Origin of the sequence: Lactobacillus ultunensis DSM 16047 (genome assembly GCF_001436305.1) — a bacterium.
GTDB classification, from domain to species: domain Bacteria; phylum Bacillota; class Bacilli; order Lactobacillales; family Lactobacillaceae; genus Lactobacillus; species Lactobacillus ultunensis.
In genome coordinates, this window is the sequence record NZ_AZFO01000011.1 from 1 (window position 1) to 14,769 (window position 14,769).

Genomic DNA, 14,769 nt, shown 5'->3' on the forward strand with positions numbered 1-14,769 from the left:
TTTAACTAGCACCACGCGTATTACTATGTTCAATAAGAGTTTGAATAGTAAAGTAGAACATGTCTTAAATGAAGTTAAGTTGAGCGACGATGTAAATAAGTTTAATGCTGGTATAAACACCAAACTAAATTTAGACAAGTTAAATATTTCTGGTGGTCAAAGGCAGAAAATTGTACTTGCTCGGGCCAAAATCCACGGTAGTGAAATTATCTTAATTGACGAGGGTACTAGCGCTATCGATCGGCAAGCAACTTTAAGTATTTTAAAAGAGCTTGTTAAAAGCAAATCTACAATTATTTTTATTGCTCATAATTTTAATGAAGATATGCGTAGTTTATTTGATAGAGAAATAAGATTATGAAAAAAGATTATATTCAAGATTTACGTCAGAAAGTAGGTCACGCACCACTTATTCTAAATTTTGCTGGTGGAATTTTAGTGAATGAGAAAAATGAAATTTTATTGCAGAAAAGATCAGATTTTAATTCTTGGGGATTACCAGGAGGAGCAATGGAATTTGGTGAGTCAGCTGAAGATGCGTGTGTGCGAGAATTCAGGGAAGAAACAGGCTTAAAAGTTAAAGTGGAGTCTTTGCTTGGTGTTTCAACGGATTTTATTCAACACTATCCTAATGGAGATGTAGCACAAGCTGTGGTAATTGAGTTTATTGTTGAATTAGTGGGAAAAACAAATCAGTCAATCAGTTCTGAAACACTAGATCTAGAATACTTCGCGCAAGATAATCTGCCTAGAATTTTTAATAGACAGCATCTAAAATTCATTAATCATTACTTCTCAAAAAATTATCCATTCTTTAAGTAAAATAAAGAACTTAACCATTCTAATACAGATATTAGTTGATTTTAAATTAGAGGAAAAACATGAATGAACAACCATACATTTTAGATTTTGATAACAACCCACATGCAGTGCTTGAGCCCAATCATGACAATTATCCGTTTCATTTTCATGCAAAACTTTTATATGCATTTGTACCTGAAGAAGAGATCAACGCTTTTCTAGATCAACACTTGCATCGTACCATTGGTGAGTTTGATAGTGTCTCTTTTACACCAAAAATTTATGAAGTTCAGTTAGGTAATGAATTAGTTACTCTTTGTCAGGCTCCTTTAGGTGCACCAGCTGCGGTGCAATTGCTTGACTGGTTAATTGGATATGGAGTTAAAGAAGTCTTAACTGTAGGTACTGCAGGCGTACTAGTGGATTTACCAGAGAACGTTATGCTTTTACCCAAACGGGCAATCCGTGATGAAGGTACATCATTTCATTATATGGAGCCAGGTCGCTTTGTAGACTTAAATTCCGACTTTTTAGGTAAAGTTGAAAGGGCTATAAAAAAACTAGAGTTGAGTTACAAGGAAGTGATTACCTGGACAACGGATGGTTTCTTTAGGGAAACACCTAAGAAGGTAAATCAATTCAAGGAATTAGGTGCGACTACTGTTGAAATGGAATGTGCAGCTTTAGCAGCTTGTGCGCGATTTAGAAAAGTAGACTTTGCTCAAATTCTGTTTACCGCGGATTCGTTGGCAGATATAAATGAGCATGATAATCGAAATTGGGGAGAAGAATCGCATAGAACTTCTCTTGAAGTTGGTATAAAGATTTTGATAGAGTGTTAAAAAGACCGGGAAAATAAAAAAGAAGCTGAAATAGCTTCTTCCAGTTTTGCTAATTAAGGAGTTAAGTTAATATCTGTCATTAATATTTATTAAGCACCTTAAATAGCTCATTTACAGAATGCGTAGTTTGATAATTTCCAGCCTTATATTCAGCTAATGATTTCTCAATATTGTCTTTAAGCATTGAAGAAATATCAGTAGCTTTCTTTTTCGGGTCTTCCGGCAATTGTAGACTTATAGTAATTGTCATAATCTTCACCTCAGCATTGTAATTTATCTGATTAAACCGTAACACATATTAACACAGCCTAATACAATCTTGCTTAAATGTCTAACTATTATTAATAAATATAAGATACTATCTTATTAGTAGGCTTTAGTAGAAGCTTGAAGGAGGTAATCTTAATGGATAAAAGTAAAAAAGAAGAATTTATGAAATCTTGGCAATTATTTAAATCTATTGGTCCGACTATTCTAAGTAAAATTGAAGAAGGACAAAATGGATACTATATTGAACTCGTTAGTTTTCAAGATTTCATGACAGTCCTGAATTTTTTAGGTCAGATGGCTGCCCAATTTAATGTGTGCTACGGTTATGAAGAAGGCAATGAATATAAGATTGAAACTTATGATTATCAGATAACAGTGATCGATTTTGATATTAATTGGAAAAACAGATCAACACAATATATTTAGAATAAAAAATATTAGTTAGGATATTAGAATAATGAAAGTTGAATTAACACGTTTTAGAATTAAAAAAGGTAAAGAAACTAAAGCTCAAGAATGGATGGATTTCTTGAATAGTCATCATGAAGATACAGTAGCAACCATGGTAGGTGAGCGTATGTATGTTGAAAATGTGTTTAAAGAGAAAAATCCAGATGGTTATACTTATTTTTATTGGTACTCTTTACAAGGCGAAGGTGGACAAAAGGTAGAAGAATCAGAGAGTTACATTGATAAAAAACACTTAGAATATTGGGATGAATGTATTGATGAAAGCTATCATCCTGTAGATATGGATTTAGAAGAGAATTTGATTGCACCAATAATAGATAAAGTAATCCAAAAGAAATGAGTTTATGAATTAAAGCAATTGTTAGGAGATAAAAATGACCTTTCAAATCTTTCCGTATCAGCAAAAATACTTTGATCAGCTTTGTCAGGTAATGGACAAAAGTAGAATGCAGGAGTTAAAAAGTGAGGATTTAGAAGCCGTTTTTATCTCTTTAAAGAATGCACCATATCTAGATTATTTCTTATCTTGTAGGATTTACATTGCTGTAGAGCGTCAAAAATTAGTTGGTTTTGTAGGAGCCAAACCTCATCATTTAGAATTTTTGTATGTTGACCCAGACAAACAAGGACAAGGAATTGGTACAGCATTAATGAAAAGAGTGTTGTTAGATTTAAGTCGTCCAGTACAGTTAGATGTGTTCACGCATAATCTAAAAGCAAAAAGACTCTATCAAAAATTTGGCTTTCAAGTGATTGATTCGGTTACTGAAAAATGGTCTGATGCTTATCCCGTGGATTTTTCTCAAGATAAAATGAAACTGAACTAGGAAGAAAGTGTGTTGACTTTGACTAAACTAATCATTTTACGTGGTAATTCAGGCAGTGGAAAAACAACGTTAGCACGTGAGATTCATAAGAGATTACCTAGAAATACATTACTAATTTCTCAAGATGTTATCAGAAGAGATATGTTACGTGTAAAAGATGGAGAACATACTCTTGCTTTGCCATTATTAGAAGCTTTAATAGTTTATGGCTATAAAAATTGTGATTATGTTATCCTTGAAGGAATTTTGAATGCAAAATGGTATGCATCTTTATTTAAAAAAGCACATGAACTATTTGGTCAGCAAATTTATGCTTATTACTTTGATATACCTTTCGAAGAAACAATGAAACGTCATCAAGAACGACATGAAGCATCTTTTGGTGAAAAACAAATCGCTCGTGGTGGAATGAAAAAGACTATATTGGGTTCTTACCAGAAAAGATCTTCAGGCGTAATCTGAGTTTAGAAGATGAAATAGATACTATAATGAAAGACATAAAACTGAAAGGGAAAAGTTAATATTAAATGCAAATTCAAAAAGTTAATACCGAGCTGGGACAAATTGAGTATGCTTTTAGAACTGGAGAACCATTAATTGTACTTTTAAACTGTTTCGGCAGCTTTGATACAATTCAGAACTTCTCCCAAGTACTTAAATATTTACCAAAAGATTTGGGAATTTTTGCACCTGATTTTTTAAACACTGGCTATAGTGGTAAATCAAAAACATCGTATTCTATTACTGATGAAGCTAATGCGATAGCTAAAATAATAAATAAATTAAATGCAAAGAGTGTTATTATCTTAGCTCATAGTATTGGCGGAGTATATGCATTTCAAATGAGAGATAAAGTTAAAAATTTGAAAGCCTTTGTAGGTATAGAGCCAACTGACCGAGAAATTATTCTAAATCCACCACAAGAAAAAGCTTATTTGGAAAGAAATAAGAATGAAGCTGCTTCTGAAAAATTTATTCATCAAAAAATATTTGATCTATTTCCAGAAACAGAAGCAAAGACTTTTTGGCAAACAACAGAAAAGAATGAAGCCCATTTCAATGATCAAGATGACCAACATTTAATGAATGCTATGAAAAGAGATGTCTTTTGGTTTAATCAAGATAAATGGAATGACTCTATTCCAACGATAATCATTACTGAGAGGTATCGAATAAGCGAATATGAAAGATCTGAATACTTTAACCAAAATTCTGAATCCCAAATTATACCAATGGGGACTTTTCATTACATTCAGTGGGAGTATCCTCATGAAATTGCGGATATTTTGATTAGTTTAAGCAAATAATCTTTGAAAATGAAGATCAACTTTGATGCCTAAAAGCTAAAGAAAAACATAAGACCTATAGTTTTGTAGAATACAATTAGTGACAAAAGTTATGGTCTTTTATAAAATATAAATAATTAAGAATAAGCGCTTAACTTAATTAAATTATTTATAAATATAGATGTTGCAAGAAAGCAAAGGTGATCAAAATGCTACATTGGATTTGGGTATTGATTGTCGGCGGTGTAATTGGTCTGATTGCTGGGGCTTTAACAGGTCACGGCAGATCAATGAATTGGATTGCTAATATTTTAGCTGGTCTGATTGGTTCTTCATTAGGACAAGCCCTTCTGGGTGAATGGGGACCACAGGTAGCAGGTATGGCAATTGTTCCATCTATTTTAGGTGCAGTAATTTTGGTAATCATTGTGGCCTTTGTTGTCAGCAGATTCCATACTGCATAAGAGTAATTTCATCTGAATATAAAATAATTTGCTAGTACTAGTAAGAAAAGCCTGAATTTGACTATTTTATTGTCATTTCGGGCTTTTTATTTATGTTTTCCCTGCTCCCTAGTCAATGGAGGAGGGGAGATACACAAATAAAAAATAGTAATAAAGTTGATGAGCTGAGTTTTTAACCTTAAAAAGTTGGTGATTTGCCTATAGATTCTTATTTTTAAATAAACTTTTGCTGAAATAGTCAAAAATCGTAGTATTTTGGATATAAATAGCTTCAAAACAACTATAAAAATGCGTTTAAAAACATTAAATTTATGCATAATTGGATGATAAGTTACCAGTAAGTCTAGTCATTATGTTATATAGAAGAACAATTTAGAATGAAATTTACTCAAAATAAAAAGAGTAGAAAAGATAATTTAAACATGAGCATTATAGAAAATAATAAGGGCAGTAAATCTAAATTTAAAATCTTCATAAATGCTGAAAAGTAGTTGTGAAAAATATAGGTATAAAAGAAAATATTTGTTTTTAGTTATTAAAAATTGTTTTGATGTTTAACAATAAAAATCTTTATTTTGGAGAGAGGTTTATCTTGCTATCATTAAAATTATTGTTTTATGTAGTGCTAGAAATCATTTTGATTTTATATAAAAATCTTTTATTTTGATAAATAGGTATGTTTCAAAGAGTATTACAATCTCTTTCTTTTTGAAACATCATTTGTATGCTTAACCTATTTTTGACTAAAAACTTGATAATTCTGGATCAGCAAATATTCCTTAATTTTGGTTTAGCTATCATGATTAGATGTCTAGCTTAAATCACACAAATTAGGATTATATTTAAATCAAAATATTGCTCTGATATCAGTAATTATAGATATTTGTAGATATATATATTGATCAGCACTTTTTTGATAACCTGGTAAATTGACATTAGTAATTAGTAATGTGATACGAATATTTTAATTAAATATATTGTTTACTCAGAACGCATATAAAAGTTAATTGAATTAAATTATTAAACTTAATGGTCAAAATAAATGAACTTGGTCTTAGAATTGCGATCTCAGCATGCAAAAAAGCATTAAATTTGTAAATCAATAAAAATAAGTAAAAAAATATATAAATGCTGAAGGATTTATTAATTACTAAATGAAAAGTGAATTTTAAAAAGCTTTTTAAAATTAATGACTTTCCTAGGCATAATAATTTTCCCACTGTAGCTTTACATAATATGAATTATACGCAGATACATTTAACAAATTATTTTCATCTCTTTTGTCTACTCTAATCTTTTGTATTCAAAAAACACCTGCAATTTACTGCAAGTGTTTTAAAAACTCCAATTCATTATTTTTCAAAATTTAATTTCTTATTTCTCTTAAGTGCTGCTATGTAAATTAAATTGATTATCGTAAGAAAAATAACTGCAATCCAAATAGTTTTTAGAATAAAAACCTTTTGAAGCAATGCTGAAATAATTGCTCCAATGGCAAACGAAATTGTTAACATCATATAATTTACTGCAGCTGTATGTTTGCTTTTATCTTCACCAAAGAAAAATGCGCTCCACGCAACAACTGATTTCTTTAAATTTCCTGTTGTAAATGCATTGTTGTATCCCATTCCTTCAATTTTACTGAAAGATGCATTCTGAATAGCTAAACCGAACGCAATTGCTGGCACTACATAATAATTTGGTACAGATTTTGGCAAAAAGCCAACGATTATGCAAATTGCAAGAATTGGAAATAAACAAAGCACACGCTAATTGTCGTGATTCTGCAGGTCGATTACTATTTAATATTTCTTTTAAACCCATTAATAACTCCAATCTTCTTACCCCAAATACAACAACCTATATTATAAACTTTGTTGCAAATTATGCTGAATTATCTTTTTAAAGTTATTTATTATTTTTAGATTAAGAACCAAAATACTTAATTTAATACATCTTTTGCGGTAAAATTGCTTAAATGGTAAGGATGATAAAGCCTTATCAAATAATAAATAAAGTAATATTAATGGTTACTATAATGTAAGTTAATATTATTAAAATAGTTTATTCATTTTACTTTTGATTTTTTATAGTCTATAACTATAGATATATAAGTAGTTTGAAAGGATCGTATGCTTAGTGAATATTAATTTAGGAGAAGAAATTTCTCGTAGAAGACGTGAACAAAAACTTACGCAGGAAGATCTAGCTGAACTCAGTGATCTTTCCGTAAATTTTATTTCACGTTTAGAAAGAACTAAGGATCAAAATATTAGTATTCAAAAGCTCGATTCAATTGCACGAGCTTTGAACACTACTACCCCAGATATTGTTAATAATGCTTATCGCGTGAAAAAAATTAAGCCCGAGAATCCTATTTTCATCCAAAAAGTAACTAATGAATTAAGAAAGCTTCCTACTGTGAAAGCTGAGCGAATCTGTAAGTCGCTAATTGTATTATTGAAAGAGATGGATCAAAATAAATAAAGAGATGTGGTTAACTTTTATACCACATCTCTTTATTTTTTAATCAGAAAAGATAGATTTATCAATTTCAATTGTTTTTATGACAACATCCTCTAATGGCTTATCCATCTTATCTTTTTTTACTTTTGCAATTTCATCGACAACATCCATTCCGTCAATTACTTGTCCAAAAACAGTATGGCGTCCATCTAGCCATGGAGTACCTCCCTGCTTATATGCATGGATGATTTCTTTAGGATAACCTGCAGGTTCCATTTGTCTAATATAACGTTTAGGCATATTTTTATTTTGAACAATAAAGAATTGACTACCATTGGTATTTGGACCGGGATTTGCCATTGATAAAGCTCCACGAATGTTGAATAATTCTTTTGTAAATTCATCTTCGAATGGATGATTCCAAATACTTGTACCGCCAGTACCGTTTCCTTTAGGATCCCCACCTTGAATCATAAAATCACTAATAACTCGATGGAAAATTGTGTTATTGTAATATCCTTTTTGAGCTAAACGAACGAAATTTTCTACAGTCATGGGTGCCTGTTCTGGAAATAACTGAATTTTAATATCACCATGATTGGTTTTTAGAGTGGCCTTAGGACCTTTAACTTTATCTAAGTTTAATTGTGGGTAATTCATTTTATCTCTTCTTTTTTTAAATAGTTCTATTATTATATCTTGTTATAAGTACAAAAAATAAGAGATAGTCATCTACCGACTATCTCTTATTTAATAGCTTAAAATTAAGCATTAAAAGCATCTGTAAGTGGTGGAACAACTTGCTTCTTACGTGATACAACACCTGGTAATTTAACTTCTGAATCACTAAGTTTCTTATCGAAAGCCTTTTCGAAAAGAGCCTTGGTTTCATCAGAACCAACAACCAATGCTTCTGAATCTGAATCAAGGATATTAGTGATTAAAAGCATAAACATATCATAGTTGTTGTCCTTAGATGATGCTTCCATAGCTTTTAAGAAAGCATCTTTACGTTCCAAAGCTTCTGGTAAGTCAACAACATTAATTTGTGCGACACGTACATTGTGACCGTTTAATTCAAAGCTCTTAGCATCTAAGTCAATCAGTTCTTCTTCTGACTTATCGCTGATATTAGTACCAGCCTTAAGCATTGCTAAACCGTATTCTTTATAATCTACACCAGCAATCTTAGCTAAAGCTTCGACAGCCTTTTTATCATCATCAGTAGTAGTTGGTGACTTAAGAAGCAAAGTATCTGAAATAATAGCTGAAAGCATTAAACCAGCAAGTTTTTCAGGAATTTCAACTTTATTTTCGTTGAACATTTTCCATACAATGGTTGAAGTACAGCCCATTGGTTCTGCACGGTAGTACAAAGGATCTGCAGTGTTAAAGTTCATAATTCTGTGGTGGTCTACAACGTGAGTAACCTTAACTTTATCAATGTCAGAAACACTTTGTTGAGGTTCATTGTGATCAACCAACATAACAGCCTTAACTTCTGGAGCAGCTTCCTTAATAACGCGTGGTGCTTTAAAGCCAAACTTCTTAAGTGCATATGCAGTTTCGTCATTAGGTTCACCCAAAGCAACAGCTTCAGTGTTATAACCTAATTTGTTTTGTAAATATGAAAATGCAATAGCAGTACCAATTGCATCGGTATCAGGATTTTGGTGTCCGAAAACAAATTCTTTTTCCATTAAATTAATTGCCTCGTTTTCTAACTTTATTTTACTTCATCTAATAGTCTACTAGACTTGAGATGTTTATCCAAGAATTTTTACCATTCTTTTAGCATATTTTCCATTCTAGGAATTTCAAGCTTACCTTTCCTGTAAACGTAAGAAATATGGAAGTCATGTTCTTCTGATAAGTAAACAGGTGTCAAACTAATTTCGTCACGATGTGCATCATAATAAGATTGAGTAACGAATGTATCGTAATCCGTATCTTCTGCCATCTTAATCATTTCCTTGGTAGAAGCAATCTTTACTGGAGTATTTAACTTGTTCTTTTTACCCAAATATTCATGCATCAGTGGTGTCAAATAGAAATCATCTGGATAAGTAACCCATTTTCTGTTCAAAAAACGAGAAACAGGATAAGTTTCCCCTGCTTCTACAGTTGATTTATGAGTTAAAACAACTAAACGATCCGCACAGATATCTGCATGACTGTATTGATGACGCAGATTAGTTTCTTCTTTTTTAGTTGTATCAGGCAAATACATAATTGCCATATCAATCAGATTTGTATCCAATCTGCGCCATAATTCTTTGCGATCGTAGTAATCTATTGAAAAAGTAACTTCTGGATACTTTTTATTAAAAATACGTAGAAATTCATAAAAGATACCTGCATGCAAAGAGTCTAAGATACCAATAGAAATATGACCTTTATCAGCTTGAGTATATTCCTGAATATCGCTTACAACGCCATTAATTGTGCTTAATAATTCAACAGCAGCTGACTCCATTTCTTTGCCTGCTTCTGTTAAGTACAATTTCTTTCCCATTTGGCCAAACAAAGGAGCACCGATGGCGTGTTCCAATTTTTTGACTTGTTGAGTTAACGCAGGTTGAGTAATACCCAAAATTTGAGCTGCCTGAGTATAATTCATGGTGTCAATTAGTTGTAAAAAATAACGTAAGGATTGGGCCGAAAGTATAGTATCAGTTTTAGGCATAACAATTATCTTCTTTCCTAAAAATATTATTTTATAATAAGCCGTGTCCCATAACACATTTTATTATCTATCCAAAAATAAATAGTGTCAAAACATACGTCTTAACACTATTTCCGTCTTTTTATGATGTCATGAATTATTCGGCCAAAACTTAATTTTGACTACTAATTGGTCGTCCTAATTCGATATTTAATGGCGTACCATCTGTAGTTGTATCAATTACAAATGAACCATTTGAATAACGATCACCTAGTGGGTATTCGTTCGTCTTAATTTTAATATGGCGATCGCTTGAGGTAGTAATATGCAAAATATGATCTTGTGCATATGGAACTAAAGCAGTAATTCTATGTGGTTTAGTCTTTAATTCACGCAGAACTAATACACCACGTTTAGCTCTAGATACCTTATTAACTAGCTTAAGCTTAAATTGTTTAAATGCACCACGTTGAGTGATTAAACCAACATGCATAAGATCAAGATATTTACTATCTACTAAAACATAGCCCACGATGTAGTCATCATCTTTAAGGTTAGCTGATTTAACCCCAATAGCCTTAGCACCAGAAGCTGGTATTTCACTAATATCGTATCTAATAGCATAAGCTCTATGAGTAAATAGCGTAATTTCTTTCTTAGCATTAGGCTTAACTAAATCAACACCAACTAGCAAACTATCTTTAGACTTTAGTTTAATAGCAGTCATAGCTCTAGATTTATAAGTTCTAGTTGGTTGCAAATTTGCTAACTCTAGTTGCTTAATATAGCCATCGTTAGTGGCAAGCAGGAAGTTTTCATCAGCATTTAAATTATTAAATGCAAAGACACGAATGATTTGCTCATCGCTATCTAACCCAATTTCCTGAGATAAGTGTTGACCCGTTTCTTTCCACTTAGTTTCTACTAACTCGTGAACAGGACGATAAATCACGTTTCCACGATTAGTAAAGAGATACAGGTTAGTTAGTGTAGAAAGCGTGTTTTCATAAATAACTTTGTCTCCATCTGGTAAACCATTATCAGTATCATCTGTAGATTGATATGATCTAAGAGAAGAACGTTTCAAATAGCCATCTCGACTAATTAATACGCGTACTTGTTCGTCAGCTACCAATGCTTTTTCGTCAATCTCAACTTTGGCACTTTCCTGAGAGATTTGCGTTCTACGAGGATTGCTAAATTCTTTCTTAACAGCTGAAAGTTCTTTAATAATCTCCTTTTCAAGGGTCTTTCGATCTGATAAAAGTTTACGATATTTCTCTACTAATTTATTTAACTTGGTTTGTTCAGCAATCAGCTCATTAACATCAGTATTAGTTAATCTATAAAGTTGTAAAGAAACAATTGCTTCAGCTTGTTTTTCAGTAAATTTATATTTGGCAATTAAATTCTTTTTGGCGTCAGCTTTATTTTTAGATGCACGAATAGTTTTAATTACTTGATCCAAAATATCCATAGCATGGATAAGGCCTTGGATGATTTCTAAACGAGCTTCAGCTTTGTTTAAATCATATTTAGTACGTTTGGTAACAACATCTTCTTCGTGTTCCAAATATGACGCTAAGATTCGCTTTAAGCCTACCTGAACAGGTGTCATATGATCAATGGCAACCATGTTAAAGTTATACGATACTTGTAAGTCTGTATTCTTAAATAAATAATTTAAGATATTTTGTGCATCAGCATCTTTTTTGAGTTCAACAACAATAGATAAACCATGCCGATCAGTTTCATCCCGAACTTCTGCAATACCGTCAATTTCTTTGTTTAATCGAATTTCATCAATCTTCTTAACCAAAAGTGATTTGTTAACATCAAATGGGATTTCTGTAGCAACAATCTCTTGTCGATGGCCACGTATATCTTGAATACTAGTTTTAGCACGGACTTGAATACGGCCTCTACCAGTTTTGTAAGCTTCTTTAATTCCTTTAGTACCCATAACAATGGCACCAGTTGGAAAATCAGGTCCTTTAACATATTTCATCAAGTCTTCTAAAGAAGCATCAGGATGTTTTAAAAGATAAATAGTGGCATCAATCACTTCACCCAAATTATGAGGTGGAATTTCTGTGGCATAACCAGATGAAATACCTGTTGAACCATTTACCAATAGATTAGGAAAGCGTGCTGGTAAAACAGTTGGTTCATATTCAGTGTCGTCGAAGTTTAGCACCATATTGACAGTATCTTTGTCAATATCCTGCAAAAGCATATTTGAAATTTTACTTAGACGAGATTCAGTATAACGCATGGCAGCTGGACCATCACCGTCCATCGAACCATTGTTACCGTGCATTTCTACTAAAGGCTCACGCATCTTCCAATCTTGTGATAAGTGAACTAAAGCTCCATAAATAGAACTGTCACCATGCGGGTGGAAGTTACCCATAATATTACCTACTGCTTTAGCAGCCTTTTTAAATGGCTTGTCGTAAGTATTCCCATCTTGATACATTGCGTAAAGAATACGACGTTGAACAGGTTTCAAACCATCTCGGATATCTGGCAATGCACGTTCTTGAATAATATATTTAGAATACCGTCCAAAACGCTCACCCATAACTTGTTCAAGGGGCATTTCACGAATTCGTTCTTTTGTGGCCATTAAATTAAAAACCTTCTTTATTCATTTTCGAATTCTAGAATGGAGCCGTCTTCGCCCATTCTGAACTTAACGTTTTCTTCGATCCATTTTCTTCTTGCGGCAACTTTGTCACCCATTAGAGTAGTTACTCTTCTTTCTGCAAGAGCAGCGTCATCAATCTTAACTCTAATTAGCATTCTAGATTCAGGATCCATAGTTGTTTGCCAAAGTTGTTCAGCATTCATTTCACCTAATCCCTTGAATCTTTGTAAGGAGTAGCCGCGTCCCATCTTCTTTTCATCTTCAGCAAGTTCTTCATCAGTCCAAGCATATTGAACCTTGCTCTTCTTGCCACGTCCCTTTTGAAGACGATAAAGTGGTGGTAAGGCAATGTAAACTTTACCTTTCTCAATCATTGGACGCATGTAGCGATAGAAGAATGTTAATAATAGGATTTGAATGTGAGCACCGTCGTCATCGGCGTCTGTCATGATAATGACTTTATCATAATTAGAATCATTAACATTAAATTCAGTTCCAACACCAGCACCGATTGTATAAATCATGGTGTTGATTTCTTCATTCTTGAAAATATCCTGCAATTTGGCTTTTTGAGTGTTTAGCACTTTACCACGAAGGGGAAGAATTGCTTGAAAGCGTCTGTCTCGTCCTTGCTTAGCAGAACCACCAGCAGAATCCCCTTCAACTAAGAACAATTCATTTTTCTTAGGATTACGAGATTGTGCAGGAGTCAGTTTCCCAGAAAGAACTTCTTTTTTACGTCGTTTCTTTCCGTTTCTACTTTCGTCTCTGGCTTTCTTAGCGGCTTCACGTGCATCCCTAGCTCGTTGAGCTTTCTTAACTAATTCTTGAGCTAGCTCACCATTTTCCATTAAGTAATAAGACATCTTCTCATATACGAGAGAATCTACTGCGGAGCGAGCTTGTGGAGTACCAAGTTTACCTTTAGTCTGGCCTTCAAATTCCAATAATTCTTCCGGAATCTTCACAGATAAGACAGCACTTAATCCTTCACGATAATCGGATCCATCGATATTTTTATCCTTTTTACCAAGTAATCCTTGCTTTTTGGCATAATCATTAAACGCACGGGTAAAACCGCTACGAGCACCTGATTCATGTGTACCACCATCTCCGGTACGCACATTGTTAACGAATGACACAAGATTTTCAGAATAGCCGTCACTATATTGACCAGCAAATTCTATTTCCATGCCATCTTGTTTTCCTTCAAAATAGAAAACATCAGAAATTGTTCCTTTACCTTCGTTAAGGTAAGAAACGAACGATTTAATTCCATCATCGTATTTGAAAATATCATGATGTTCAGGTTCACGTTCATCTGTTAGGACAAACTTAACACCCTTAAGCAAAAAGGCAGATTCTCGTATTCTTTCCTGAATGGTTTCGTATTTATACTTAGTCGTTGAAAAAATTGAGTCATCTGGCTTAAACGTAATAGTCGTACCTGTCTTATCTTTAGTTTTACCTAAACACTTGAGAGTGCCAACAGGGTGACCACCATTCTTAAATTCTTCCTCGTAAGCTTTTCCATCACGTACTACACGTACTTTCATATAGCTTGAAAGTGCATTTACTACAGATGAACCTACACCATGCAAACCACCAGATGTCTTGTAATTTTGTTCGGTAAACTTACCTCCAGCATGCAATACAGTCAAAATAACCTCAATAGTTGGTTTACCTGATTTATGCATTCCTGTAGGCATACCACGTCCAAAGTCTCTTACAGTTACACTGTTGTCTTTATGGATAGTTACATCAATCTCTTTACCAAATCCAGCCATAGCTTCATCAACTGAATTATCGACAATTTCGTAAACCAGTTGATTCAATCCATGTATATCAGTTGAGCCAATATACATACCCGGTCTTTTTCGAACGGCTTCTAGACCGTGTAAAATTTGAATTGAAGAATCATCATAAGTATGAGCTTTTGCCACTTAAATTCCTCCACTTGTTCATTAATTCAACAACTCCCATATATTTAAAGGGTAATCTTTGCTAAAATAGCGATAGATTAATAG

Annotated in this window: 15 protein-coding genes and 2 pseudogenes; 10 read left to right on the top strand and 7 right to left on the bottom strand. The window is 32.9% G+C overall.

Going from position 1 to position 14,769, the window contains the following annotated elements; translation table 11 throughout:
- The 3 genes from FC57_RS04540 to FC57_RS04550 all read left to right on the top strand — a co-directional run.
- The coding region (locus FC57_RS04540; protein WP_156655818.1) for an ATP-binding cassette domain-containing protein at positions 1-361 on the top strand (361 nt) is incomplete at its 5' end.
- Entirely contained in the window at positions 358-822 is a 465-nt protein-coding gene (locus FC57_RS04545) for an NUDIX hydrolase (protein WP_007125776.1), read from the top strand. The genes FC57_RS04540 and FC57_RS04545, both read left to right, overlap by 4 nt.
- Positions 823-881: 59 nt before the next feature.
- On the top strand, positions 882-1,643 hold the full coding sequence (locus FC57_RS04550) for a nucleoside phosphorylase (RefSeq protein WP_007125775.1): 762 nt from the start codon (positions 882-884) through the stop codon (positions 1,641-1,643).
- A gap of 79 nt (positions 1,644-1,722) precedes the next feature.
- On the opposite strand, the gene FC57_RS04555 is transcribed toward FC57_RS04550, so the two are convergent.
- Complete coding sequence (locus tag FC57_RS04555) at positions 1,723-1,893, bottom strand: damage-inducible protein J (RefSeq protein ID WP_081445810.1); 171 nt, start codon at positions 1,891-1,893, stop codon at positions 1,723-1,725.
- 155 nt (positions 1,894-2,048) lie between these two features.
- Here FC57_RS04555 and FC57_RS04560 point away from each other — a divergent pair, with 155 nt between their 5' ends.
- The 6 genes and pseudogenes from FC57_RS04560 to FC57_RS04585 all read left to right on the top strand — a co-directional run bounded on the left by FC57_RS04560 (position 2,049) and on the right by FC57_RS04585 (position 4,961).
- Positions 2,049-2,339: a hypothetical protein gene (locus FC57_RS04560; RefSeq protein WP_007125773.1), complete on the top strand. Its 291-nt coding sequence runs from the start codon at positions 2,049-2,051 to the stop codon at positions 2,337-2,339.
- A gap of 28 nt (positions 2,340-2,367) precedes the next feature.
- Positions 2,368-2,724, top strand: a complete 357-nt coding sequence (locus FC57_RS04565) for a DUF6176 family protein (RefSeq protein WP_148449537.1) — start codon at positions 2,368-2,370, stop codon at positions 2,722-2,724.
- 34 nt (positions 2,725-2,758) lie between these two features.
- Positions 2,759-3,211, top strand: coding sequence for a GNAT family N-acetyltransferase (locus FC57_RS04570; RefSeq protein ID WP_007125771.1), 453 nt, complete (start codon positions 2,759-2,761; stop codon positions 3,209-3,211).
- 12 nt (positions 3,212-3,223) lie between these two features.
- Positions 3,224-3,732: pseudogene (locus FC57_RS04575) on the top strand (kinase).
- A 6-nt stretch (positions 3,733-3,738) separates the two neighbouring features.
- On the top strand, positions 3,739-4,518 hold the full coding sequence (locus FC57_RS10640) for an alpha/beta hydrolase (RefSeq protein WP_007125769.1): 780 nt from the start codon (positions 3,739-3,741) through the stop codon (positions 4,516-4,518).
- Between the two features lie 188 nt (positions 4,519-4,706).
- Positions 4,707-4,961, top strand: coding sequence for a GlsB/YeaQ/YmgE family stress response membrane protein (locus tag FC57_RS04585; protein WP_007125768.1), 255 nt, complete (start codon positions 4,707-4,709; stop codon positions 4,959-4,961).
- A gap of 1,352 nt (positions 4,962-6,313) precedes the next feature.
- Here the strand turns inward: FC57_RS04585 and FC57_RS04590 are convergent.
- Positions 6,314-6,730, bottom strand: a pseudogene (locus tag FC57_RS04590) (YoaK family protein); the annotation flags it as partial.
- Between the two features lie 370 nt (positions 6,731-7,100).
- On the opposite strand from FC57_RS04590, the gene FC57_RS04595 reads away from it, so the two are divergent.
- The gene (locus FC57_RS04595) at positions 7,101-7,448 is read left to right on the top strand and encodes a helix-turn-helix domain-containing protein (protein ID WP_007125766.1); all 348 of its coding nucleotides are present in this window, start codon (positions 7,101-7,103) and stop codon (positions 7,446-7,448) included.
- 39 nt (positions 7,449-7,487) lie between these two features.
- On the opposite strand, the gene FC57_RS04600 is transcribed toward FC57_RS04595, so the two are convergent.
- The 5 genes from FC57_RS04600 to parE all read right to left on the bottom strand — a co-directional run bounded on the left by FC57_RS04600 (position 7,488) and on the right by parE (position 14,685).
- A complete protein-coding gene (locus FC57_RS04600; RefSeq protein WP_007125765.1) occupies positions 7,488-8,087 on the bottom strand; it encodes a peptidylprolyl isomerase in 600 nt (199 codons plus the stop codon).
- A gap of 104 nt (positions 8,088-8,191) precedes the next feature.
- Positions 8,192-9,127 carry a manganese-dependent inorganic pyrophosphatase gene (locus FC57_RS04605; RefSeq protein ID WP_007125764.1) on the bottom strand — a complete coding sequence of 312 codons (936 nt, stop codon included), beginning with the start codon at positions 9,125-9,127 and terminating at the stop codon, positions 8,192-8,194.
- Between the two features lie 80 nt (positions 9,128-9,207).
- Positions 9,208-10,113 carry a LysR family transcriptional regulator gene (locus tag FC57_RS04610; protein ID WP_052536198.1) on the bottom strand — a complete coding sequence of 302 codons (906 nt, stop codon included), beginning with the start codon at positions 10,111-10,113 and terminating at the stop codon, positions 9,208-9,210.
- A 151-nt stretch (positions 10,114-10,264) separates the two neighbouring features.
- The gene (parC, locus tag FC57_RS04615; RefSeq protein ID WP_007125762.1) at positions 10,265-12,721 is read right to left on the bottom strand and encodes a DNA topoisomerase IV subunit A; all 2,457 of its coding nucleotides are present in this window, start codon (positions 12,719-12,721) and stop codon (positions 10,265-10,267) included.
- Positions 12,722-12,738: 17 nt separating this feature from the next.
- Entirely contained in the window at positions 12,739-14,685 is a 1,947-nt protein-coding gene (parE, locus tag FC57_RS04620; protein WP_007125761.1) for a DNA topoisomerase IV subunit B, read from the bottom strand.
- Between the last annotated feature and the right edge of the window lie 84 nt (positions 14,686-14,769).

What these genes read in the sequence shown, in the direction of transcription:
- FC57_RS04585 (WP_007125768.1), top strand. Translation starts at nt 4,707, where the DNA reads ATGCTACATTGGATTTGGGTATTGATTGTCGGCGGTGTAATTGGTCTG.
- FC57_RS04550 (WP_007125775.1), top strand. Translation starts at nt 882, where the DNA reads ATGAATGAACAACCATACATTTTAGATTTTGATAACAACCCACATGCA.
- FC57_RS04605 (WP_007125764.1), bottom strand. Translation starts at nt 9,127, where the DNA reads ATGGAAAAAGAATTTGTTTTCGGACACCAAAATCCTGATACCGATGCA.
- parC (WP_007125762.1), bottom strand. Translation starts at nt 12,721, where the DNA reads ATGGCCACAAAAGAACGAATTCGTGAAATGCCCCTTGAACAAGTTATG.
- FC57_RS04610 (WP_052536198.1), bottom strand. Translation starts at nt 10,113, where the DNA reads ATGCCTAAAACTGATACTATACTTTCGGCCCAATCCTTACGTTATTTT.
- FC57_RS04545 (WP_007125776.1), top strand. Translation starts at nt 358, where the DNA reads ATGAAAAAAGATTATATTCAAGATTTACGTCAGAAAGTAGGTCACGCA.
- FC57_RS04600 (WP_007125765.1), bottom strand. Translation starts at nt 8,087, where the DNA reads ATGAATTACCCACAATTAAACTTAGATAAAGTTAAAGGTCCTAAGGCC.
- FC57_RS04570 (WP_007125771.1), top strand. Translation starts at nt 2,759, where the DNA reads ATGACCTTTCAAATCTTTCCGTATCAGCAAAAATACTTTGATCAGCTT.
- FC57_RS10640 (WP_007125769.1), top strand. Translation starts at nt 3,739, where the DNA reads ATGCAAATTCAAAAAGTTAATACCGAGCTGGGACAAATTGAGTATGCT.
- FC57_RS04560 (WP_007125773.1), top strand. Translation starts at nt 2,049, where the DNA reads ATGGATAAAAGTAAAAAAGAAGAATTTATGAAATCTTGGCAATTATTT.
- FC57_RS04555 (WP_081445810.1), bottom strand. Translation starts at nt 1,893, where the DNA reads ATGACAATTACTATAAGTCTACAATTGCCGGAAGACCCGAAAAAGAAA.